Annotated in this window: 21 protein-coding genes and 1 tRNA gene; 8 read left to right on the top strand and 14 right to left on the bottom strand. The window is 71.1% G+C overall.

Annotated features, from left to right (window positions below):
* Positions 1-19 precede the first annotated feature (19 nt).
* The 7 genes from FNF32_RS14105 to FNF32_RS14135 all read right to left on the bottom strand — a co-directional run bounded on the left by FNF32_RS14105 (position 20) and on the right by FNF32_RS14135 (position 6,489).
* The gene (locus tag FNF32_RS14105) at positions 20-847 is read right to left on the bottom strand and encodes an alpha/beta fold hydrolase (protein ID WP_131672857.1); all 828 of its coding nucleotides are present in this window, start codon (positions 845-847) and stop codon (positions 20-22) included.
* A gap of 82 nt (positions 848-929) precedes the next feature.
* The gene (locus tag FNF32_RS14110) at positions 930-1,718 is read right to left on the bottom strand and encodes an enoyl-ACP reductase FabI (RefSeq protein WP_131672856.1); all 789 of its coding nucleotides are present in this window, start codon (positions 1,716-1,718) and stop codon (positions 930-932) included.
* Positions 1,719-1,723: 5 nt separating this feature from the next.
* Positions 1,724-2,953, bottom strand: coding sequence for a beta-ketoacyl-ACP synthase I (gene fabB / locus FNF32_RS14115; RefSeq protein ID WP_131672855.1), 1,230 nt, complete (start codon positions 2,951-2,953; stop codon positions 1,724-1,726).
* 22 nt (positions 2,954-2,975) lie between these two features.
* Positions 2,976-3,485 (bottom strand): bifunctional 3-hydroxydecanoyl-ACP dehydratase/trans-2-decenoyl-ACP isomerase, encoded by a 510-nt coding sequence (gene fabA, locus FNF32_RS14120; RefSeq protein ID WP_131672854.1) that lies wholly within the window; start codon positions 3,483-3,485, stop codon positions 2,976-2,978.
* Between the two features lie 100 nt (positions 3,486-3,585).
* Complete coding sequence (gene chrA / locus FNF32_RS14125; protein WP_131672853.1) at positions 3,586-4,821, bottom strand: chromate efflux transporter; 1,236 nt, start codon at positions 4,819-4,821, stop codon at positions 3,586-3,588.
* 7 nt (positions 4,822-4,828) lie between these two features.
* Complete coding sequence (locus tag FNF32_RS14130) at positions 4,829-5,845, bottom strand: glycosyltransferase family 2 protein (RefSeq protein WP_246087845.1); 1,017 nt, start codon at positions 5,843-5,845, stop codon at positions 4,829-4,831.
* A gap of 2 nt (positions 5,846-5,847) precedes the next feature.
* On the bottom strand, positions 5,848-6,489 hold the full coding sequence (locus FNF32_RS14135) for a hypothetical protein (protein ID WP_143796698.1): 642 nt from the start codon (positions 6,487-6,489) through the stop codon (positions 5,848-5,850).
* A gap of 63 nt (positions 6,490-6,552) precedes the next feature.
* On the opposite strand from FNF32_RS14135, the gene infC reads away from it, so the two are divergent.
* The 4 genes from infC to FNF32_RS14155 all read left to right on the top strand — a co-directional run bounded on the left by infC (position 6,553) and on the right by FNF32_RS14155 (position 10,945).
* Positions 6,553-7,230, top strand: a complete 678-nt coding sequence (gene infC / locus FNF32_RS14140) for a translation initiation factor IF-3 (RefSeq protein ID WP_131675292.1) — start codon at positions 6,553-6,555, stop codon at positions 7,228-7,230.
* A gap of 96 nt (positions 7,231-7,326) precedes the next feature.
* Positions 7,327-7,806 (top strand): dUTP diphosphatase, encoded by a 480-nt coding sequence (dut, locus tag FNF32_RS14145; protein WP_131675291.1) that lies wholly within the window; start codon positions 7,327-7,329, stop codon positions 7,804-7,806.
* Between the two features lie 23 nt (positions 7,807-7,829).
* On the top strand, positions 7,830-8,924 hold the full coding sequence (locus FNF32_RS14150) for a HesA/MoeB/ThiF family protein (protein WP_131675295.1): 1,095 nt from the start codon (positions 7,830-7,832) through the stop codon (positions 8,922-8,924).
* Positions 8,921-10,945 carry a M3 family metallopeptidase gene (locus FNF32_RS14155; RefSeq protein ID WP_131675290.1) on the top strand — a complete coding sequence of 675 codons (2,025 nt, stop codon included), beginning with the start codon at positions 8,921-8,923 and terminating at the stop codon, positions 10,943-10,945. The genes FNF32_RS14150 and FNF32_RS14155 overlap by 4 nt, the downstream gene beginning before the upstream one ends.
* Positions 10,946-10,968: 23 nt before the next feature.
* Here the strand turns inward: FNF32_RS14155 and FNF32_RS14160 are convergent, their stop codons facing one another.
* Complete coding sequence (locus FNF32_RS14160; RefSeq protein WP_246087846.1) at positions 10,969-11,604, bottom strand: SH3 domain-containing protein; 636 nt, start codon at positions 11,602-11,604, stop codon at positions 10,969-10,971.
* A 285-nt stretch (positions 11,605-11,889) separates the two neighbouring features.
* Positions 11,890-11,964 (bottom strand) — tRNA-Gly (locus FNF32_RS14165).
* A 134-nt stretch (positions 11,965-12,098) separates the two neighbouring features.
* Here FNF32_RS14165 and FNF32_RS14170 point away from each other — a divergent pair.
* Together FNF32_RS14170 and FNF32_RS14175 are read left to right on the top strand one after the other, a co-directional pair.
* Entirely contained in the window at positions 12,099-12,722 is a 624-nt protein-coding gene (locus tag FNF32_RS14170; protein WP_131675289.1) for a DUF5671 domain-containing protein, read from the top strand.
* Positions 12,712-13,146 (top strand): hypothetical protein, encoded by a 435-nt coding sequence (locus FNF32_RS14175; protein WP_131675288.1) that lies wholly within the window; start codon positions 12,712-12,714, stop codon positions 13,144-13,146. The genes FNF32_RS14170 and FNF32_RS14175 overlap by 11 nt, the downstream gene beginning before the upstream one ends.
* Here the strand turns inward: FNF32_RS14175 and FNF32_RS14180 are convergent.
* Complete coding sequence (locus tag FNF32_RS14180; protein ID WP_131675287.1) at positions 13,143-13,595, bottom strand: nucleoside deaminase; 453 nt, start codon at positions 13,593-13,595, stop codon at positions 13,143-13,145. The two genes, FNF32_RS14175 and FNF32_RS14180, sit on opposite strands and share 4 nt — an antisense overlap.
* A gap of 109 nt (positions 13,596-13,704) precedes the next feature.
* Between FNF32_RS14180 and FNF32_RS15820 the strand changes: the two genes are divergently transcribed.
* A complete protein-coding gene (locus FNF32_RS15820; protein WP_221930738.1) occupies positions 13,705-15,765 on the top strand; it encodes a pseudouridine synthase in 2,061 nt (686 codons plus the stop codon).
* 76 nt (positions 15,766-15,841) lie between these two features.
* Here FNF32_RS15820 and hemP read toward each other — a convergent pair whose 3' ends face one another.
* Positions 15,842-16,015: a hemin uptake protein HemP gene (gene hemP / locus FNF32_RS14190; RefSeq protein WP_131675286.1), complete on the bottom strand. Its 174-nt coding sequence runs from the start codon at positions 16,013-16,015 to the stop codon at positions 15,842-15,844.
* Between the two features lie 458 nt (positions 16,016-16,473).
* Between hemP and FNF32_RS14195 the strand changes: the two genes are divergently transcribed.
* Positions 16,474-16,710: a hypothetical protein gene (locus FNF32_RS14195; protein WP_131675285.1), complete on the top strand. Its 237-nt coding sequence runs from the start codon at positions 16,474-16,476 to the stop codon at positions 16,708-16,710.
* Positions 16,711-16,910: 200 nt separating this feature from the next.
* Here the strand turns inward: FNF32_RS14195 and FNF32_RS14200 are convergent, their stop codons facing one another.
* From FNF32_RS14200 to FNF32_RS14210, 3 genes are all read right to left on the bottom strand, one after another.
* Positions 16,911-17,570, bottom strand: coding sequence for a YjbF family lipoprotein (locus tag FNF32_RS14200; RefSeq protein WP_131675284.1), 660 nt, complete (start codon positions 17,568-17,570; stop codon positions 16,911-16,913).
* Complete coding sequence (locus FNF32_RS14205; RefSeq protein WP_131675283.1) at positions 17,567-19,795, bottom strand: YjbH domain-containing protein; 2,229 nt, start codon at positions 19,793-19,795, stop codon at positions 17,567-17,569. Before FNF32_RS14205 ends, FNF32_RS14200 begins: the two co-directional genes overlap by 4 nt.
* A gap of 136 nt (positions 19,796-19,931) precedes the next feature.
* Positions 19,932-20,582: a hypothetical protein gene (locus tag FNF32_RS14210; protein ID WP_143796699.1), complete on the bottom strand. Its 651-nt coding sequence runs from the start codon at positions 20,580-20,582 to the stop codon at positions 19,932-19,934.
* Positions 20,583-20,662: the final 80 nt, after the last annotated feature.

Consider the following 20,662-nt stretch of genomic DNA (forward strand, 5'->3'; position numbering starts at 1 on the left):
GGGTTCGCAGCACATTGGCTCACGATGCCAGCCGGTCCACCCAGGCCCGAACCACCGCCACGCTTTCCGCCTCATCCAGCCAGGGGATGTGTCCCCGCCCCGGCACCTTCCCGTAGATCATGTCGGGTCGCCGCCGCCGCATCTCGTCGGCGGTCTCGCCCGACAGCAGGTCCGACCCCGCGCCGTGGATCAGCGCCAGCGGCAGCCCCGCCATCGCATCGAAGAGCGGCCAGGCCGTCGCCGACGGATCCTTCATCGCCGCAAGGAAGCTGTCGCGCAGTTCCGGGTCGTAGGTCAGCTGAACGCCGTCCTCGCCCTGCCGGTAAAGCCGCGCCGCCTCCGCCTCCCACCGCCCTTCGGGCACTTCGCCGAAGCCGCGCAGCAGCTGCGGCATACGCGCCGCCACCTCGGCCAGGGTCCGCGCGGCGGGCCGCCGCCCGACATAGTCCATGATCGACGCAAGCCCCTCGGCCGACAGCGCCGGCCCCACGTCGTTCAGGCACACCCCCAGCAGCCGGTCCTTGGCGACCGCCGCCAGATACATCGCGATCAACCCCCCGCGCGAGGTGCCGACCACCGCCGCCGCCGGCAGCCCCAGGTGATCAAGCAGCGCCAGCACGTCCTTCGCCTCGACCGGCACGGTATAGGTCGCGGCGCCGGTCCAGTCCGATTGCCCGCGGCCCCGATAGTCCATGCGGATCATCCGGCAATCGGCCAGCGCGGGCGCGAGATAGTCGAAGTCGTCCATGCCGCGCGTCAGGCCGGCCAGGCACAGGACCGGAAGCCCTGCGCCTTCGTCCCGGTATGCCAGCCGCGCCCCGTCCGCCGCGGTAAAGAACTGCACCATCGCCTGCCTCATCTTCTGTCGAGAAATATCCTGGATGAATGGGGCCTCAGCCCCATTCATGGGCGGCGCCCCGGCCCGGCGCTCAGATGTTTTCGGGCTGCGGCATCCCCAGGACGTGATAGCCGCCGTCAACCGTCACCACCTCGCCGGTGGTGCAGTTGCCCCAGTCGGATGCGAGCCACACCGCCGTCCCGCCGATCGCCTCCAGCGTCGCGTTGGCGCGCAGGGGGGCGTTGGCTTCGGTGTGGCGGAAGGTCTTGCGCGCCCCGCCGATCGCCGCGCCGGCCAGCGTCTTCATCGGCCCGGGGCTGATCGCGTTCACGCGGATGCCGTCGGGGCCGAGGTCGTTCGCCAGATAGCGCACGGTCGATTCCAGCGCCGCCTTGGCGACGCCCATGACGTTGTAGAAGGGCGTCACCCGGTTCGAGCCGCCGTAGGTCAGCGTCAGGATGGTGCCGCCAGCCGACATCAGCGGCAGCGCGCGCCGCGCCACCTCGATCAGCGAATAGCACGAGATGTCCAGCGACCGCTGGAAGTTCGCCCGGCTCGTGTTGACGAACCGCCCGGTCAGCTCGTCCTTGTTGGAAAACGCGATCGCGTGCACGACGATGTCGATCCGGCCCCAGCGGTCCGCCAGAACCTCGAACGCGCGGTCGAGCGATGCGTCGTCGGTCACGTCCACGTCCACCAGCAGGTCCGACCCGACCGACGCCGCCAGCGGCTCGACGCGCTTGCCGAACGCCTCGCCCTGATAGGTGAATGCAAGCTCCGCGCCTTCGCGGGCCAGCGCCTGCGCGATCCCCCACGCGATCGAGCGATCGTTCGCGACACCCATGACCAGCGCGCGTTTCCCGGCAAGCAATCCGCTCATTCGTGTCAGTCCCGATACTTGGAAAGAACCAGCGTGGCGTTGGTGCCGCCGAAGCCGAAGCTGTTGGACAGGACGCTGTCGAAATCGACGCCGTCGATCCGCTCCATCGCGATTTCCTCGGGGCGGATCTCGGGGTCCAGCTCGGTGATGTTGGCCGAGGCCGAGATGAACCCTTCCTGCATCATCAGCAGCGAATAGATCGCCTCGTGAACACCGGTCGCGCCAAGGCTGTGGCCGGTCAGCGACTTGGTCGATCCGACCTTCGGCACGTTCCCCTCGCCAAAGACGCGGCGCAGCGCCTTGATCTCGGTCACGTCGCCGGCTTGCGTCGAGGTGCCGTGCGCGTTGACATAGTCGATCCGCCGCCCCTCGGGCAGGGTCGCGAGCGCCAGCCGCATCGACCGTTCGCCGCCCTCGCCTGACGGGGCGACCATGTCGTAGCCGTCGCTGGTCGCGCCGTAGCCGGTGACCTCGGCATAGATCTTGGCGCCGCGCGCCTTGGCGTGTTCCAGTTCCTCAAGCACCACCACGCCGCCGCCGCCGGCGATGACGAAGCCGTCGCGGGTCGCGTCGAAGGGCCGGCTCGCGGTGGAGGGATCGTCGTTGTACTTGGACGACATCGCGCCCATCGCGTCGAACAGGCACGACAGCGTCCAGTCCAGTTCCTCGCCGCCGCCGGCAAAGACGATGTCCTGCTTGTCCAGCTGGATCTGTTCGACCCCGTTGCCGATGCAGTGCGCGGAGGTGCTGCAGGCCGAGGTGATCGAGTAGTTCACGCCCTTGATGGAAAACGGCGTGGCGAGGCAGGCCGAGTTCGTGGACGACATGCAGCGCGTGACCATGAACGGCCCCATGCGCTTGGGCGCGCCCTTTTCGATGACGGTCTGGTGGGCGCTGAAGAAGTTCGACGTGGACGGCCCGCCCGACCCCATGATGAGACCGGTGCGCGGGTTCGACACGTCCTCGGGGGAAAGGCCGCTGTCCTCGATCGCCTGGTTCATGGCGATGAAGTTCCAGGCCGCGCCCTCGCCCATGAAGCGCAGGTCGCGCTTGTCGACATGGGCGGCGATGTCGATGGTGGGGCGGCCTTCGACCTGGCTTCGGAACCCGTGTTCCTTGTAGTCGGCGGATGCGACGATGCCCGAGCGGCCGTCGCGCAGCGACTGCGTGACCTCGGCTGCATTGTTCCCGATGGGCGAGACGATCCCCAGCCCGGTGATGACGACACGGCGCATGGGCACCTCCATTCCAGTGGTGTCAGCTCTCGGAAAGAGCGACCTTCATGTCCTTGACCTGGTAGATGACCTCGCCGTCCGCCTCGACCACGCCGTCGGCGACGCCCATGGTCAGGCGGCGGGTCTGCACGGCCTTGGTGAAATCGACCTTGTAGGTCAGCAGTTTGCGGTCGGGGCGGACCATGCCGGTCAGCTTGACTTCGCCCACGCCGAGCGCATAGCCGCGCCCCTGCCAGCCGCGCCAGCCGAGGTTGAAGCCGGTCAGCTGCCACAGCCCGTCAAGGCCAAGGCAGCCGGGCATGATCGGGTTGCCGGGAAAGTGGCAGGCGAAGAACCACAGGTCGGGGGTGATGTCGAACTCGGCCACGACGTGACCCTTGCCATGCAGGCCGCGATCCTCGCTGATGTCGGTGATGCGGTCCATCATCAGCATCGGCGGCTCGGGCAGTTGGGCGTTGCCCGGTCCGAACAGCTCGCCACGGGCGCAGGCCAGCAGGTCGTTCTTGTCGAAGCTGGTCTGGTCCAGGGCCATGTGGTGCCGTCCTGCGGTTGTTTGTTCAGGTTTTCGTGTAACAGAGCGCGGCGGAAACGCGCAAGGGCGCGCCCCGTCCGGCCCTCATGTGGGACCGGGGTCAGGTCAGGGCAAGGGCCACCCTGCCCGCCGCGCCCACAAGCACGACGATCCAGGCGGGCGCTTTCCAGACCATCAGCAGCACGATGCAGGCGACAGCCAGCCCAAAATCGCGGGCGTCGAGCACGGCGGTGGCGAAGATCGGATCGTAGAGCGCCGCGCCAAGGATTCCCACCACGGCGGCGTTCGCGCCCTGCATCATCGCCTGCGGCGCCGGGCGCGCGCGAAGCGCGTTCCAGAATGGCAGCGCGGCCGCGAGGATCAGGAACCCGGGCAGGAACACCGCCGTCAGCGCCAGCGCCGCGCCCGCCCAGCCGTTCGGCGCAGGGTCCAGCACCGCGCCGAGATAGGCGGCAAAGGTGAACAGCGGCCCGGGCACCGCCTGCGCCGCGCCGTAGCCTGCAAGGAACGCATCGTGCGAGACCCAGCCGCGGGCGACGACCTCGCCTTCAAGCAGCGGCAGCACGACGTGGCCGCCGCCGAACACCAGCGCGCCGGCGCGAAAGAAGCTGTCGAGGACCGCGAGCGCCTGCGACTGCCCGGCAAGGATCGGCAGCAGGACCAGCATCCCGGCAAAGGCGGCGAGGGCCGCAAGCCCGCCCGCGCGCGACACCGGCAGGTGAAGGACGCAGGCGGGCGCCCCGGCCTTACCCCGGCACAGGATCAGCCCGGCGACCGCCCCGGCCACGATCGCGCCCAGCATCCCGGCCGCGCCGGACACCAGGGCCAGCATCACGACCGCCGCAACCGCGATGCCCGCGCGCTGCCGGTCAGGGCACAGGCTGCGTGCCATCCCCCACACCGCCTGCGCGACGACCGCTACCGCGACGATCTTCAGCCCGTGCAACGCGCCCGCGCCTGCCGGCCCGCCCACCCGTGGCGCGACCATGGCGAACAGCACCATCAGCACCGCCGAGGGCAGGGTAAAGCCCGCGAACGCGGCCAGCGCGCCGGGCCAGCCGGCGCGCGACAGCCCCAGCGCGAAACCCACCTGGCTCGACGTGGGGCCGGGCAGGAACTGGCACAGCGCGACGAGGTCCGCGTAGGCGCGGTCGTCGAGCCAGCGTCGGCGCAGGACGATGTCGTGGCGAAAATATCCCAGATGCGCGATCGGCCCGCCGAACGAGGTCAGGCCCAGCCGCAGGAACGTCCCGAACACTTCGGCCGCCGATCCGCCGGGGCGCGCGCGGACATCCGCGCCCTTGGGCGGCGTCGCCGTGCGCCGGTCCGGCGTCACGACCGGCTCAGAACCACTGCCCCGGCTCCATCAGCCCCAGCTCCAGCAGCTGGTTCGAGGTCCAGCGGAACCGCAGCGAGTTGTTCCACGCGAACCCGGTGATGTGGTCGCGGGACGACGGGTTCCGGGCCAGCGCCTTGGCCACCCGGAACGACGCGACGGCCGCCGTCAGGTTGTGGTGCCAGGGGCAGGAGTGGGTGTTGTATTCCTCGACGTTGAAGCGGTGGTCGGCCAGAAGCTCCAGCCCCGGCTGGGTGCGGAACAGCGCGATCCGGTCGATCCGGCGGCGGTCGAGCGGCAGATGCTCCTCGAACCGCCAGCGCAGCCCGCCGTAGAAGTCCAGCTGGCGTTCCTTCAGCGCGCCGTTCCGGTCCGTGCGGCCAAGCGCGTAGTAGCCGGTGCGGTCGAACATCGCCTCGTCCAGGCTGACGGCGTTGGGAAACCGCGACAGGTCGGGGGCGTACATGTCGATGACGTAGCTCAGCATCGCCCGCCTGCGTTCCTCGGCATGGAACGCCAGCAGTTCGCCGACCGACCGGGTCTCGGCGAAGGGATAGAACAGGTATTCGGCATTGTAGCCGTAATAGACCCAGGTGTCGGCGGGGGCGGCCTTGATGATCGCGTTCACCGGATCGACATGCGCGCGCGGCTGGCGGCAGTCGTGGATCAGGTTCACGACCTTTTCCTTGGGATCGTCGGGCAGCATCGAGGCGGGCAGGGGGTCGGCCGACAGCGCGAGGATGCGGCGAAAGCCCGCGCGGATGTGGTGTTCCAGCGTCGAGGCGACCTCGACCCCGTCCTCGATCAGGACGATCGCGATGGGTCCTTTCGCCAGGACCTCGCCGGGTGAGGCGAGGAAGCTTTCGAACCGGCGCACGACGCGGGCCCGGGCGGGCAGGGGTGCGGGCAGCGGGGCGGGCGCGGGTGCCGTTGCGGCGGCGGCGCCCGCGTCGGGCTGCGGGCGAGGGGCCGGCGGCAGGATAGGCTCGGCGCCTTCGGCCAGCGGCTGGTCAGGCCGCTGCATGTTCATCGCAGGACGGCCCGCACCTGGTCGAGCGCGGCCGGCAGGATCGCGGGGTTGCCCTCGGCCGAGGCGATGACCGCCTTGAGCGTGGTTTTCTGCGCGTCAGCGATGGCGCTGGCGTCGATCAGCTGGTCGACCCGGGCCCGGTCGAACCCCTCGGGGGTCAGAAGCGCGGCGATCTCGGCCGCCGTCATGGTGGCCTCGCCCGCGGTCTCTTTCGCCTCGGCGGCCTGTCCGGCGGCCTGGGCCGCGGCCTGCGTGGCGTCTTGCGCGCCCGCCGCATCGCCCCGGGCCGCCTCTGCCTGCGCCTGTTCGGCGGCCACCGCCGCGTCGTCGGCGGCCTTGATCGCCTGCTCGGCGGCGGCTTCGGCCTGGGCCGCGGCGTCGGCGGCGGGGCCGACCTCGGCCGCGTTGGCGTTGGCCGACGCTTCTGCCGCGGCGTCGGCCGCGATGGCCGCCGCGTCCGCCGCGGCATCGGCGGCGCTGTCCGCGCTGCCCGCGCCGGTTCCGGTGGGTGCGGTGGCCGGGGCCGTCGTCGCGGGCGCGCCGGTCTGCGGGACCGTCGCGGGCCTGTCGCCAAAGCGGTCCAGCCCCCACCACAACCCTGCGCCGACGACCAGCACCAAGATCAACCAACCCAGCATCCGACGCATATGCGATCCCCGAAACTTTCCGCCGGGCGAGAGTATCGCACAGCCTATTGGTGTATGAAAGCCGCGCCACCTGCCCAGGCGGCCCGCGCCACGGCCCGGCAGCGGCCCGCCTGCGGGCGAAACGCGGTTGAAACCGGCGCTGTTCTTCCTTATTTTCCCGGGGTCCATATCAGCTATCCAAGGAACACTGCCATAGCCCGCAGACCGCACAATGCGCCGCCCCAGCGCGACACCGGCCCCCGCGTCAACGACCGCATCCGCGTCCCCGAGATCCGCCTGATCGGCGCGGACGGCGAAAACATCGGCGTCGTCCCCCCCGCACGCGGCATCGAGCTGGCGGAGGAGGTCGGGCTCGATCTGGTCGAGATTTCGCCCAACGCCACGCCGCCGGTCTGCAAGATCATGGATGTGGGCAAGTTCAAGTACGAACAGCAGAAGCGCGAAGCCGAAGCCCGCAAGAACCAGAAGATCATCGAGATCAAGGAAGTGAAGTTCCGCCCCGGGACCGACACCCACGACTACGATGTGAAGATGCGCAACGTCATGCGGTTCCTGGAAGACGGCGACAAGGTCAAGGTCACGCTGCGGTTCCGCGGCCGCGAGATGGCGCACCAGGACCTCGGCCTCGACCTGCTGAACCGCGTCCGCGACGACGTGGGCGAGACCGGCAAGGTCGAATCGATGCCGCGGCTGGAAGGCCGGCAGATGGTGATGATGATCGCGCCGCGCTGATGCGCGCCGCTGCTTCGACGTGATGATCGGCCTGCCCGCCCGGGCGGGCCGTTTTCTTTTACGGCCGGCCGCCGCCGGCCCGACGGCAGGTGAGAGATGCAGGCAGCAGACCCGTTCCCCGAAGCGCCCGAAATCCTCGTGACGCGGGACAAGGGCGCCGACCCCGCATTGCCGCTGCCCGACTACGCCACGGCGGGCGCCGCGGGCGCCGATGTCCGCGCGGACCTGCGCGGCGGTGAGATGACGCTGGCCCCGGGCGAGGTCGCGCTGGTCCCGACCGGCCTGCGACTGCAGATCCCGGAAGGGTGGGAGGTACAGCTGCGCGCGCGCTCTGGCCTCGCGCTCCGCCACGGGATCGGACTTGCGAACGGGGTAGGGACCATCGACGCGGATTATCGCGGGCCGTTGGGGGTGATCCTGGTGAACCTTGGCGGCGCGGCTTTCACGGTGACGCACGGCGACCGGATCGCGCAGGCGGTGCTGGCCCCGGTCTGGCGGGCGCGGTTCCGCGAGGTCGCCGCGCTGGACGACACCGCGCGCGGGTCCGGCGGCTTCGGGTCCACGGGCCGGGGCTGAGCTTGGGCGGATTGTTCACCATCATGGCGCTGACTGCCGGCGCGCGGATCGCCGGGTTGCGCGGCTGGCGGCTCGCGGCGCTTGCCGCCGCCATCTGGGCGGCGCTGCTGGCTGCGGTCGTCGCCGCGCCGGGCAGCGCCCCGGCCCGGCTGGCGGGGACGGATGCGCGCGGCTGGGCCGTTCTCGGCGTGCTAGGGGGGCTCGCGGTGGCTTACGCTGCGGCGGTCAACTGGGCCCGGCGCCGCGCGCAGCCCGCGCCGGAGTTGCAGGTTGCCCCCGCGCGCGCGGCATCGGCCGACCCGCGCGTGGCCGCCCCCGACGCGCCGTTGACCGACCCCGAACTCGATCGCTACGCCCGCCACATTGTCCTGCGCGAGGTGGGGGGCCAGGGGCAGCGGGCGCTGAAGGCGGCGAATGTTCTGGTGGTGGGGGCGGGCGGGCTTGGCGCGCCGGTGCTGCAATATCTCGCGGCGGCGGGCGTGGGGCGGATCACCGTGGCCGATGACGACGTGGTGAGCCTGTCTAACCTGCAGCGGCAGGTGGTCTTTTCCACCGCCGATGTCGGCCGCCCCAAGGTCCGGGCCGCGGCCGACCGGCTGGCGGCGCTGAACCCGCATGTCGTGGTGACACCCCTCGACCGCCGCATCGGCAAGGGCGACACGGACCTGATCGCGGGCCACGACCTGGTCCTGGACGGCACCGACAGCTTTGCCGCCCGCGCGGCCGTTAACGCCGCCTGCGTGGCGGCGGGCGTTCCCCTGATCGCGGGCGCGATCGCGCAGTGGGAAGGGCAGGTCGCCCTTTACGATCCCCTGCGCGGCGGCCCCTGCATGGCCTGCGTGTTTCCCGACGCGCCCGCCCCCGGCCTTGCGCCCCCCTGCGCCGAGGCGGGCGTCGTCGGCGCGCTGCCCGGCGTCGTCGGCAGCATCATGGCGCTGGAGGCGATCAAGTCGATCGCTGGCACCGTCTCGCGCCGCGCGGGCGAGGGGTTGCGCGGCCGCATGCTGATCTTCGACGGACTGTGGGGCGAGACCCGCAGGATCGACATCCCGGCCCGGCCCGGCTGCCCGGTCTGCGGCGGCAAGGGCGCCGCCAAACAGGAAGGAACCGCCCCATGAACGACGAACTCGTCCGCTGGACCGGCCCGCAGGGCCTGCCACGCTTCGACCTGATCGCCGACGACGACTTCGCCCCGGCCTTCGACGCCGCGCTGGCCGAAGCCGCCGCCACGCACGAGGCGATCGCCGCGAACCACGCCGCCCCCGATTTCGCCAACACCATCGCCGCGATGGAGACGGCGGACGAGGCGCTGGGGCGCGTGGCGTCGGTCTTCTATACCCTCGCGGGCCTTGCCTCGAACCCCGCGCGCGAGGACCTGCAGCGTGAGCTGGCGCCGAAACTTGCCGCCCATCACGCGCGGATCGCGATGGACCCGCGGCTTTACGCGCGGGTGCAGGCGGTCGCGGCGGGGGCTGATGCGCTGGCGCCGCAGGACCGCCGCATCACCGACCTCGCGCTGCGCGACATGCGCCGCGCGGGCGCCGCGCTGGACGAGGCGGGCCGGGCACGCATGGCCGCGCTCAAGGGGCGGCTGGCCGTGCTCACGACGGATTTCGCCCAGCACGTGCTGGCCGACGAACGCGACTTCGTGCTGCCCGTGCCGGACGACCGGCTGGGCGGGCTGTCGGACGATCTGCTCGCCGCGATGCGCGCCGCCGCCGCGTCGCGCGACCTATCCGGGCAGGTGGTGACGCTGGGCCGGTCGCTGATCGTGCCGTTCCTCGAACAGTCCACCGACCGCGATCTGCGCGAGGCCGCGTGGCGCGGCTGGACCGCGCGCGGCAGCGGCGCGGGCGCGGGGGGTGCTGCCACCGACAACCGCGCCATCGTGGCCGAGATCCTGGCCCTGCGCCACGAACGCGCCGAACTGCTGGGCTATCCCGACTTCGCCGCCTTCAAGCTGGATACCGAGATGGCGCAGACCGCCGATCAGGTGCAGGCGCTGCTGGACGAGGTGTGGTCCGCCGCGCGGCCGCGCGTGCTGGCCGACGAGGCCGACCTGGCCGCCCGCGCCGCCGCCGACGGCATCAACGGCGCGCTGGAACCGTGGGACTGGCGCTATTACGCAGCCCACCGCCGCCGCGACAGCCTTGCGGTGGACGAGGCCGAGGTGAAGCCCTACCTGCCGCTGGACGGGATGATCGCCGCCGCCTTCGACGTGGCGCGCCGCCTCTTCGGGCTGGACTTCGCGCCCTTCGACGCGCGCTTCTGGGACGACCGGGTGCGCGGCTGGACCGTGACGCGCGGCGGCCGCCTTACGGCCGTGTTCGTCGGCGACTATTTCGCGCGCCCGGGCAAGCGGTCGGGGGCGTGGTGTTCCGCCATGCAGCCTCAGCACAAGGTCGGCGCGGGCCAGCGCGCCATCGTGCTGAACGCCTGCAACTTCACCGCGCCGCCGCGTCCGGGCGATCCGGCGCTTCTGTCATGGGACGAGGCGCGGACGCTCTTTCACGAATTCGGCCACGCGCTGCACCAGATCCTGTCGGACGTGGACTGGCCGTCCATCGCGGGCACGTCGGTCGCGCGCGACTTCGTCGAACTGCCGAGCCAGCTGTTCGAGCATTGGCTGGACGTGCCGCAGGTGCTGGACGCGCACGCCCGCCACGTCAAGACCGGCGCGCCGATGCCGGCGGAACTGCGCGACCGGATCATCGCGGCCGAGCAGGCCGACGCGGGCTTCGCCACGACCGAATACCTGGAAAGCGCGATGGTGGACCTTGCCTTCCATCGCGGTGCCCCGCCCGCCGACCCGATGGCGCGGCAGGCCGAGGTGCTGGCCGACATGGGCGCGCCGCGCGCCGTCCCGATGCGCCACGCGACCCCGCATTTCGCGCATGTCTTTTCGGGCGACGGCTATTCGGCCGGCTATTACAGCTATCTGTGGTCCGAGGTGATGGACGCCGACGCCTTCGCCGCGTTCGAGGAAACCGGCGACCCCTTCGATCCCGCGACCGCCGCGCGGCTGGAGAAGTCCATCTTGTCGCAGGGCGGGTCGCGCCCCGCCGACGCATTGTGGCACGAGTTCCGAGGCCGCAAGCCGGGGATCCAGCCGTTGCTGCGCGGGCGCGGGCTCGCCTGACGGGAAATCCGGCGGGGCTGCGCCTATTCGCGCAGTTCCTGCCGGTCCACGCCCCACATCACGTCCTTCATGATCCACCCCTTCTCGCCGCCACCCGACACGCGGCACCAGTCGGGGTTGCATTCGTGGACGCGGACGATGGCGCCCGCCTCGGCCCGGGCGACGACGGTGGCATTGGTGTCGGGGCGCGCGCGGAGGTCCACCATGTCGGCGGTGATGACCGCCGTGCGGACCCCGGACAGCAGCGAATAATGCACCCAGCCACCCGCGCCGTCGCGGTCCTCGACCCGGCGCCAGTGGCCGAACTCGGCCACCACGCGCAGCGGCATGCCTGCGTGACGGAACACCCAGTCGATCCGGTGCGACAGGCTGGGACCGCGCCGGGCGTTCCCCTCGCTTCCCTTCAGCGAGACGTAGCGCGGCAGCGGCAGGTTCGTGACCGGACCGCGGTTGGGGTCGCGCTGTTCGTTCTGGTTGCGGCTGATGAGCGAATCCGCGGTCACGTCGCCGGGGTCGATCTGGATCGAGGGCTCGCCCGCGCCTTCGCCCGCGCCCTCCGCCGTGCCGTCACCGCCCAGGCCCTGCGCGATGACCGGCAGTGGCGCGATGGTCGCGGCCAGCATCAACCCCGCCGCCAGCATGGATGTCGCGATGTTCATGTCGTGCCCTCTGCGCCGCACATCGCGGCTCGCCTGTCCTGTCCCGTGACGCGGCATCGGGGGCCGCGGCCGGAACTTGTGACCGTTCCGTGCAGGCGGCAGTCTGCCAAAGCACGCCCCGCATTGGAAGCCAAAGGCCGGGGGGTGGGGGGTCACCCTTGCGTCAGCGGCTGCAGTGGTCGCGCACCGCAATGTGGGCGGTGAGCCGTGCGGGCGGACCGAGCAAGGCGCCTTGCGGCACCCGGAACGCAAAAAGCCGGCCCCGAGGGGCCGGCCTTTTTACGTTGGAGCGGGCGATGAGATTCGAACTCACGACCCTAACCTTGGCAAGGTTATGCTCTACCCCTGAGCTACGCCCGCGCTCCGTTCCGGTGGACGCTGCCGCCGGTGACGGGTGATTTAGGGAATGCCGCGCGGGGGTGCAAGCAGAAAATCGCGCCGCTTGACGCGGTTTGCGCAACCGTCATTCTTCACCCGAACCGACAGGATGCCCCATGACACAGACCGACCGACTGGCCGATTTCGTCCTCGCGGGGCTCTCCGCGGGGCGCGCGCCCGACGAACTTGGCCGCGCCCTGACCAGCGCGGGGTGGAGCGAGCGCGAGGTCGCGTCCGCGCTGGGCGCATGGCTGCCGCAGGCCCCCGGCATCCCGCCGGTGCCGCGCCCTCGGCCCTATGTCTCGGCGGGCGGGGCGGTGACCTACGGGCTTCTTTTCCTGCTGCTGGCGACGATCTGCTGGCACGTGACGACGCTTGGCTTCGACGTGATCGATTCGCTTCTGCCCGATTACAGCACCATCTACGATCCGCCGCGCTCGGGCCTGCGCTGGTCGGTCGCGGTGCTCGTCATCACGGTGCCGCTGTTCTTCTGGCTGAATGCCCGCGTGGCGCGCACGACCCGGCGCGACCCCGGCAGGCAGCGGTCGCTGGTGCGCAAGTGGCTGGCCGCGACGACGCTGATGCTGGCGGCGGTGGCGCTGCTGTCGGATGCGGTGGCCGTCATCTATGCCTTCCTGAACGGCGACCTGACCGCGCGCTTTCTGGCCAAGGCGGTGCTGGTCGCGCTGATCGGCGGGCTGGCGCTGGCCTATTACAAGGACGAGCTCGATGCCGGCTGATCGACCGATGCAGCGTGCGGCGACCTGGGGCATCGCGATCCTGGCCGCCGCGGCGGTAGGGGCGGGGCTGGCCCTGTCGGGCGGCCCGGAACGCGGCCGGAAAGAGCGGCGGGACGACGCGCGGCTGCAGGACCTGGGCCAGATGTCGCAGACGATCAACTGCCTTGCGGGCGACAGCGCAAGGTTGCCTGCGGAAATCGCCACCACCGGCGGCTGCCCCGGCCCGATGCGCACCGTCGATCCCTTCACCGACCAGCCCTACCGGGTCGAGCCGGTGGCCGAGGGGAAGTACCGGCTGTGCGCTGGCTTTGAACTGCCGGCCGAGGCCGCGCAAAGCTGGCCCGCCCGCGACGGCGACTGCCTGGTCTATGACCTGCCCCGTCCGAACCCGGTCCAGGTGGTGCCGCCGCCCCCCGCGGGCTAGCCGCGCCGCTCGGCGAAGAACGCGCGCAGCAGAGCCTGCGACTGCGCGCCCGACACCCCGTCATAGACAAGCGGCCGGTGGTGGCATTGCGGATGGTCGAACACCCGCGCCCCATGCGCCACGCCCCCCATCCGCGGATCGGCCGCGCCGTAGTAAAGCGTCGCGATCCGCGCGGCCGAGATCGCGGCGGCGCACATCGGACACGGCTCGAGCGTGACCCACAGGACATGGCCCGGCAGACGCTCGGACCCGGCGGCGGCGCAGGCGGCGCGGATGGCCAGAACCTCGGCGTGCGCGGTCGGGTCGGACAGTTCGCGCGTGCGGTTGCCCGCGGCCGCCACCACGCGCCCGGCCGGGTCGCACAGGACCGCGCCCACGGGAACCTCGCCCCGGGCGGCGGCGGCCCGCGCCTGATCCAGCGCCTGCGGCATGTGGCTGATGAATGTCATGTCCCGGTCCTGCCCTGCGGCGCGCGCGGGATCAAGAACCGCTTTCGCCGTTGGCGCGTTCAGGTTAACACCGCCGTTCGCCACCGCAGGGATGCGCCAGGAGATCGCCATGACCGACCAGAACGACCAGACCGGAACCCCGGACGAACCGCAGCAGGACGACCTGCCCACCGCAACCGACGACGGGACCGAGGCGCTTTCCGACGCCCAGCCGGTCGCGGCCGACGAAGATTATGCCGAGATCTACGCGGGCGAGGATGCTGGCGCGGACGACGCGGCCGCCGTGGATGAGCGCGAAGGCGGGGATAACGAGGTTCCCGCCGAAGAACCCGGCGACGAAACTGGCGACGAGCCCGCTCAAAGCCCCGCCGCTACCCCCGGCGAACCGCCCGCCTCGGCGCCGAAATCGTCGGGCGGCGAGCGCATCGCCAAGGTCATGGCCCGAGCCGGGATCGCCAGCCGCCGCGAGGCCGAGCGGATGATCGTCGAGGGCCGGGTCAGGGTGAACGGCGACGCGATCACCAGCCCCGCGCTCGACATCCTGCCGACCGACAAGGTCGTCGTGGACGGAAAGCCGATGGACGCGCCGCAGGAAACGCGGATGTGGCTTTACTACAAGCCGGTCGGCCTCGTGACCTCGGAAAGCGACGAGAAGGGGCGCCAGACCGTGTTCGAGGCGCTGCCCCGCGACCTGCCGCGCGTCATGTCGGTGGGCCGGCTCGACATCACGTCCGAGGGGCTGCTGCTGCTGACCAACGACGGCGAGCTGAAAAGACGGCTGGAACTGCCCGCGACGGGCTGGCTGCGCCGGTACCGCGTCCGCGTGAACGGGAACCCGTCCGAGCTGACCTTCGACCCGCTGCGGCGCGGCGCCACCATCGACGGCGAGGAGTTCCAGCCGATGGAGGTCAAGCTCGACAGCCAGAAGGGCGCGAACGCCTGGCTGACGGTCGGCATTCGCGAGGGCCGCAACCGCGAGATCCGTCGCGCGATGGCCCATGTGGGCCTGCAGGTGAACCGCCTGATCCGCATCGCCTACGGCCCCTTCCGCCTCGTCGGGATGGAGGAGAACGAGGTGCGCGAGGTCAAGCGCCGGATCCTCAAGGACCAGTTGGGCGGGCTGCTGACCGGCGACAGCGACGAGGAACCCCGCGCCGCCACGCGCGGCCGCCGCGACGACGACCGCGGCGCGCGTCCGGCGCGCGGCGACCGGCCGGAACGTGGTAATCGGGGCGACCGGGGAGAGCGCGCCTCGCGTGGCCACCGCCCGGCGTTTGACAATCGCGATGGCGACGGGCCGCGCAAGCCTCGCGCCCCGCGCGCCGAAGGCGGCGGCGGATACGACCGCAAGCCGCGTGAAGGTGCGGGCGGATTTGATCGCAAGCCGCGCGGTGAAAGTCCGGGTGGCTATGACCGCAAGCCGCGCGCTGAGGGTGCGGGGGGCGGTTTCGACCGAAAGCCGCGTACCGAAGGTGCCGGGGGATACGATCGCAAGCCGCGCGGCGAAGGTGCCGGCGGCTACGAGCGGAAGCCGCGCGCCGAGGGCGCGGGGGGCGGCTACGAGCGCAAGCCCCGTGACGGCGCGGGCGGCTATTCGCGCGGACCCCGGCCTGAAGGCGCGGGAGGCGACGACCGCAAGCCGCGCGCCGAGGGGGGCGCGGGAGGCTACGACCGCAAGCCGCGGGCCGAGGGGGGCGCGGGAGCATTCGACCGCAAGCCGCGATCCGTGGGCGAGCAGGGCGACCAGCCCCGCAAGCCGCGCTGGAAGGCGTCCGAGGGGGGCGACCGCGGCGCGGGTGGGCAGGGGCGGCCTCGTGCCGAGGGGCAGGGCGACAGCCGCCCGCCCCGCGCGGCGGGTGGCGAGCGCGGCAAGCCCGCTTACGGCGACCGGCCTGGCTTCGGCGGCAAGCCGGCCGCCGACAGGCCGTCAGCAGGCAAACCGTACGGGGGCAAGCCCGGGGGCGGCGGTCGCGGCAAGCCGTTTGGCGGAAAACCGGGTGACGAAAGGCCCGGCGGCAAGCCTGCTGTTGGCAAGCCCGGTGGCGGCAGGCCTGGCGGAAAGCCGTTCGGGGGCAAGCCGGGCGGCGCGCGGCCGGCGGGGCGCGGACCGCGTCCGGGTGGCGCGCCCACCGGACCGCGTGGCCCGGGAGGCGGCAGCCGCGAACGCTGAGAGGCCGTTCGCTGCTGGTCGGCCGAACTGCCGATGACATCAGGGTCCCGCCATCAGCGGGACCCTTTTTCGCATCCTACTTGGTCAGGATCAGCTTGCCCGCGCGGGTGATCCGCAGGTTGTACAGCTGGTCCCCCAGCGCGATCAGCGCCTGGTTGCCGCCCGCCGTCAGCGAGGTCGCCTCGTGGACCGGCACCTGCGGCAGGCGGATGTGGGGCAGGCTCGGGAAATCGGCTTGGTTGATGTTCATCGTGGCGGACCTTCTCGGAACGATGTTTGGGAGCGGGCGAGTCAGCGGCTCACGTGAAATCTGACAAGAACAGTCGGACATGTCCAGAGTATTTTTGTCGGCAATTCGTTCTGGCGCTCCCCGCAGCATGCGCCGCACGCCCGAACGGCCAGCTCGCGCGGCGTCACGGGAACACCCGTCAGGCGCGATTCGATTGCGCGCAGGCTGCTCCGATGCGATAGTCAGGGCTCGGTTGGCGGCCATTCCACGGCCGCCAGGGCGACAGGTGCAATTCGGCCACAGACCGGGAAGCTCCTGATAATGGCTGGAACTTGGCCCTCTCGACGGTGTTGGCGATTATGCAACAGTCGACTGGGGCAGCTATCTGAAGAATGCGTCGCCGCTTTCCAAGATCGGGTCTTTATGTAACTGTCGCAACGATGCTGTCGGGGACGGCAGCCTTCAAAAAAGTACGGAGCATGATCATGACCAAATTCGCTACCTTCGCGCTGGCCCTCGGCCTGTCCGCGTCGACCGCACTGGCCGGTGGCTACGTCGCCCCGGTCGTCGACGTCGAGCCCGTCGTCGTTGACACCCAGCCCGCGCGCTCGAACGCTGGCCTGGTTGTCCCGGCGCTGCTGCTGCTGGGCGTCATCGCCGCCGTCGCTTCGGATGACGACGACGACGAAGACGACACCACCGGTGACGACGAGTAATCCTTCGGGATTGCAGTAATCGGGCCGGTCGAAAGACCGGCCCTTTTATTTTGTCCGATGCCATGTCGAAGGAACCGGCAGTCCGGTTCACCGATCTTTGCCGCAGATCATCGCAAGGCGGCATCGGAACAAGGGGCGGAACACGAAAAAGGGCGCCCGACCGGCGCCCTTTTTGTATTCTCGCAGCCCGGCTGGCCCCGTCAGGGACGCAGTGTCTGGATCGTCAGATAGCCGAGCCCCGGCCCGCCCCACTGCCGCGACACGCTGATCGCCCCGCCGGAGACGGCATAGTTGTTCTGGAACGAGATCCCGTTTCCCTCGCAGCTTTCGATCGTGACGCCCGCCTTCGGACCCGGCCCGATGGTGCAGGTGAAGGGCAGGGGCCGTTCGGTCCCGTCGGCCGCGTAGTAGCGCAGGGTGCGGCGGGCCTGGCCCGACTGCCCGGCGCGGATCAGGGCGGCCGACTGCGACGCGTCGGTGGCCGACATGTCGTGGCCAAGGCCGCGGGTGCCGACCAGCATGCCGCCGCGCAGGATCACCGCCTGCTCGTTCGGGGTCATGTAGGTGCGCATGCCGCCGTTCTGCCCGGTCATGGCCAGCACCTCGGTCGTGCCCATGCCTTCGAGGCCCACGAGGATCAGCGGCCCCGGATTGACCGACAGCGCCGTGGCGGCCATTTTGGCCGGATCGCGCGGGGCGGCGGGCTCGGCGGCCTGCCCGCGCTGCGCCACGGCCTGGGTGAGGGTCTGGCGCGCCACGCCGACAAGTGAGGGATCGTTGTTCGAGCCGCCGCTGCTGCAGGCGGCCAGCGCGACCAGCGCGGTAAGGGCGGCGGTGCCGCGCAAAGTGTTCGCGTTCATCGCCAGAATTTCCCCCAACCGTCGTACAAGCGGACCGAATGGCTGTCCCGCACCGTGTCGTAAAGCCGGCCCTGAACGCTGAGCCGCTGCCCGCCGTCGCGGTTCAGCGACGACAGCGTCCCACCGACGGTCCTGAGCGACGGCTGCCCCGTGCCCCACGCCAGCGGAATGCTGATCGAGATGCCCTTGTCGAACGACCCCTCGCCGAACTCGTCCGCGCTGAGGTCGGTCTTGGTGGCGAAGGCGCCGACTTCCCAGCCGTTGGCGAACTCGCGGCTGATCTCGACCGTCGCGCCGACGTCACCGGCCAGGTACTTGCCCGCGTCCACGCGGCCGCGGAAGCCGTTGCCGAACTCGTAATAGGCCGAGACGTGGCCCGTCGTCGCCTCGTAGTCGAGGAACTCGAACGCATTGCGATAATCGCGCTTGCGGACCCGGTTGACCTCGGCCCCCAGGGCCAGCTGCGAGTTGACCGGCTTCCACAGAAGCTCGCCCGAGACGCCGCCGTACATCCGTTCCAGCATGCCGACGGTCACGCGCGAATAGGTCGTCTGGGTCGGCCGCGCGTACCAGTTCAGCGTCAGGCGCGGCACCTGCAGGTTGTCGTTGCCGCTGTACATCCGCGAATCCGACCGGACCCGGTAGACGCCGTTGTTCTGGGCCGTGATCTCGGCATCCGACAGGGCGAGGTATTCGTCGACGTCGTACGTGCCCGGCGCTTCCTGGTCGGCGTTGCCGAACACGCGCTGGCGCAGGCTGCCCTGCAGGACGATCCCCGGGCGCAGCTCGTAGCGCGCGGTGACCTCGCCCCCGACTTCGTAGCGGAACGGCTGGTCGGGGTCGAAGAGGCCCGTCGACAGATAGGGCTTGATCGCCCAGTCGAAGTCCGGGAACTCGCCCGGCGACATGACCAGGCCCGCAGGCCGCGGCTCCGCGTCGGTCAGGGCGGCGGCGCTGGCGATCTGCCCGGCCTCGGTGTTTTCCAGGCGCTCCACGTCGGACCGGCGCAGCGTCACCGACGACGTCGGCAGCCCGGCTTCCGAGCTTGTGATGACCAGCGTCTCGACCGAAGGGGGCAGCGCGCGCGTCATCAGGCGGGCGGCGCGGCCCACCGCCTCGGCGTGCTGGATGTAGCGTTCGTTGCGGATGCGGATCTCGGCGCGGTCTGCGGTCAGGACCATCGATTCAAGCCGCTGGCCTTCGTCGGCCAAGGCGTCGCCCAGCGCCTTCTGGATCGCCGGCTGCGCGGTCGGGTCGCTGGCCCAGACGCCGGACCAGCCGTCGGGATCGGAGGCGCGGTCGGGCCGCGGCCGCACCGGCGCGGGCGCCGGTTCCAGCCCGGACGGGTAGGCCGCGCGCTTGGGGCTGGTCACAAGGCTGAACTGGACGCCGACGTGCTTGGCGCCAAGAACATAGGCGCCGACCTGGTAGTTCTGGCCCAGCTGGTAGGTCGCGCCGAAGTTGAAGTGGTTCTTCAGCGGGTCGGAATCGCTCAGCCAGACCGAGCGGGCGCAGTTGTCGGCGTCGCCCGTTTCGCAGGCGTACTCGTCGCCTGAATATTCCGCGACCAGCGTCAACTTGTCGTTGGCGGACCAGGCGACGCTGGCGAAGGGCGCGACTTCGCCCTTGAACCAGGTGTCGGCGTTCAGGCTGCCGCCGGTGCCGGTATCGGGGCCGGGACGGTCGCCGAACGGGTTGCCGATGCCGCCGCCCTGCGCCAGCCGGCCCCAGCCAAGGCCCGCGCTGGCGCGCAGGCGCGGCGACAGGGTCTTGGTCGCGACGATGTATTCGGCCGAATAGAAGCCGGTGCCGATCGCGTCCTGGATGCCGACTGCGACGGCGGGGCGCCAGGTGCCCTCGACCTCGTCCAGCACCTGGAAGCGCAGGTCGAAGGAACGGTCGCGCACGTAGCCGCGCCGTTCCTCGGTGCTGTCGAACTTGCCGTAGCGCAGCGCGGTGGTGAGCCGGGGGGTCAGCTGGAACACGAGGCCCACCCGCTCGGTCAGCTTGGACCGGGTCGCGGTCGCCGACAGCGTGGCGTCGGGCAGCATCTCGGCCGAGGGGGTGTCGATCGCGCCGGGCAGGCCATAGTTGTTCATCGACCGCCCGATCGTGGGATCGGCGTTCAACGCCCCCGCGCCGGCGCACAGGACGATGCTGGCGGGAAGCGCGGTGGTCAGAAGATGGCGCAGCAAAGTCTGGCGGCGATTGAGGCGTCGGGGCATCCGGCGGTCCTTTGTTGCGGACGAGGCGGGCACCGCATCACGCGAGAGCCCGCACCCGATCCTAGCGGCGACGCGCCCGTCCGCGCCAGCGGCAAGGTGCGAGTGGTTCGTCATTGCGCCAAAGGCGCAACAGGTGTCAGCCCTGCGCGGGCTTGGCCGCCGCAGGGGCGGCCGCGGCCGTCGCGGGTGCCGAGGCCGTCGGCGCTGCGGGGGCTGCGGGCGCTGCGGGCGCCGGTGCGGCAGGCGCCATCGGTCCCGGCTGCGCCAGCGCGGCGGCGGCGGGGGTGCCGGCCGGGGCCGCGCAACCCGCGAAGGTCTTGCGGTTGGCCCGCAGCGTCGCGGTCAGGGGCGACGCGCCGCAATCGGCGGGCGTCACGTTCAGCGAGAACACGACATCGTTCAGTTCGCCCACGAACTCGACGCCCCGCGCATAGACGATCCGCCGCACCGGCACGGTCGCCGACTTGGCGCCGGGGCGTGAGAACGTGGCGCTTTCGCCCGCGACCACGACCGCCCAGCCGGGCCCGGCCGCGGCGGCCGCCGTCAGGTCCACTGTCTCGCGTTCGGCCGTGGCGCGGGCAGCGCCCGCCTCGCCCACCTGCAGCGGCTGGTCAACCGGCGACACCTGCGGCGGCGGCGGGATCGTGGGCGGCCCGGCCACGACCGGGGCCACGGGGGCGACCGGCTCGGGCTTGTCCCACGGCATGCGAAGGTTCGCCTGATCGCCACAGGCGGCCAGCGCCAGCGGAAGGGCCAGAAGTGCGATGCGGAAGTTCATGGTGGTCACGTCCCGTCGTTTTTTGGTTCCGGCAGCACTAACCCGGCGCGGGCCGCGCTGACAAGCAGCCCGGACCCCCCGCAGGCAGG

It is taken from the genome of Paracoccus marinus (genome assembly GCF_007018965.1).
GTDB lineage: Bacteria > Pseudomonadota > Alphaproteobacteria > Rhodobacterales > Rhodobacteraceae > Paracoccus > Paracoccus marinus.

Excerpts from the sequence above, each read along its gene's own strand:
- FNF32_RS14105 (WP_131672857.1), bottom strand. The coding sequence starts at position 847 with ATGGTGCAGTTCTTTACCGCGGCGGACGGGGCGCGGCTGGCATACCGG.
- FNF32_RS14110 (WP_131672856.1), bottom strand. The coding sequence starts at position 1,718 with ATGAGCGGATTGCTTGCCGGGAAACGCGCGCTGGTCATGGGTGTCGCG.
- fabB (WP_131672855.1), bottom strand. The coding sequence starts at position 2,953 with ATGCGCCGTGTCGTCATCACCGGGCTGGGGATCGTCTCGCCCATCGGG.
- fabA (WP_131672854.1), bottom strand. The coding sequence starts at position 3,485 with ATGGCCCTGGACCAGACCAGCTTCGACAAGAACGACCTGCTGGCCTGC.
- FNF32_RS14130 (WP_246087845.1), bottom strand. The coding sequence starts at position 5,845 with ATGCAGCGGCCTGACCAGCCGCTGGCCGAAGGCGCCGAGCCTATCCTG.
- FNF32_RS14135 (WP_143796698.1), bottom strand. The coding sequence starts at position 6,489 with ATGCTGGGTTGGTTGATCTTGGTGCTGGTCGTCGGCGCAGGGTTGTGG.
- infC (WP_131675292.1), top strand. The coding sequence starts at position 6,553 with ATGAAAGCCGCGCCACCTGCCCAGGCGGCCCGCGCCACGGCCCGGCAG.
- dut (WP_131675291.1), top strand. The coding sequence starts at position 7,327 with ATGCAGGCAGCAGACCCGTTCCCCGAAGCGCCCGAAATCCTCGTGACG.
- FNF32_RS14150 (WP_131675295.1), top strand. The coding sequence starts at position 7,830 with ATGGCGCTGACTGCCGGCGCGCGGATCGCCGGGTTGCGCGGCTGGCGG.
- FNF32_RS14155 (WP_131675290.1), top strand. The coding sequence starts at position 8,921 with ATGAACGACGAACTCGTCCGCTGGACCGGCCCGCAGGGCCTGCCACGC.
- FNF32_RS14160 (WP_246087846.1), bottom strand. The coding sequence starts at position 11,604 with ATGAACATCGCGACATCCATGCTGGCGGCGGGGTTGATGCTGGCCGCG.
- FNF32_RS14170 (WP_131675289.1), top strand. The coding sequence starts at position 12,099 with ATGACACAGACCGACCGACTGGCCGATTTCGTCCTCGCGGGGCTCTCC.
- FNF32_RS14175 (WP_131675288.1), top strand. The coding sequence starts at position 12,712 with ATGCCGGCTGATCGACCGATGCAGCGTGCGGCGACCTGGGGCATCGCG.
- FNF32_RS14180 (WP_131675287.1), bottom strand. The coding sequence starts at position 13,595 with ATGACATTCATCAGCCACATGCCGCAGGCGCTGGATCAGGCGCGGGCC.
- FNF32_RS15820 (WP_221930738.1), top strand. The coding sequence starts at position 13,705 with ATGACCGACCAGAACGACCAGACCGGAACCCCGGACGAACCGCAGCAG.
- hemP (WP_131675286.1), bottom strand. The coding sequence starts at position 16,015 with ATGAACATCAACCAAGCCGATTTCCCGAGCCTGCCCCACATCCGCCTG.
- FNF32_RS14195 (WP_131675285.1), top strand. The coding sequence starts at position 16,474 with ATGATCATGACCAAATTCGCTACCTTCGCGCTGGCCCTCGGCCTGTCC.
- FNF32_RS14200 (WP_131675284.1), bottom strand. The coding sequence starts at position 17,570 with ATGAACGCGAACACTTTGCGCGGCACCGCCGCCCTTACCGCGCTGGTC.
- FNF32_RS14205 (WP_131675283.1), bottom strand. The coding sequence starts at position 19,795 with ATGCCCCGACGCCTCAATCGCCGCCAGACTTTGCTGCGCCATCTTCTG.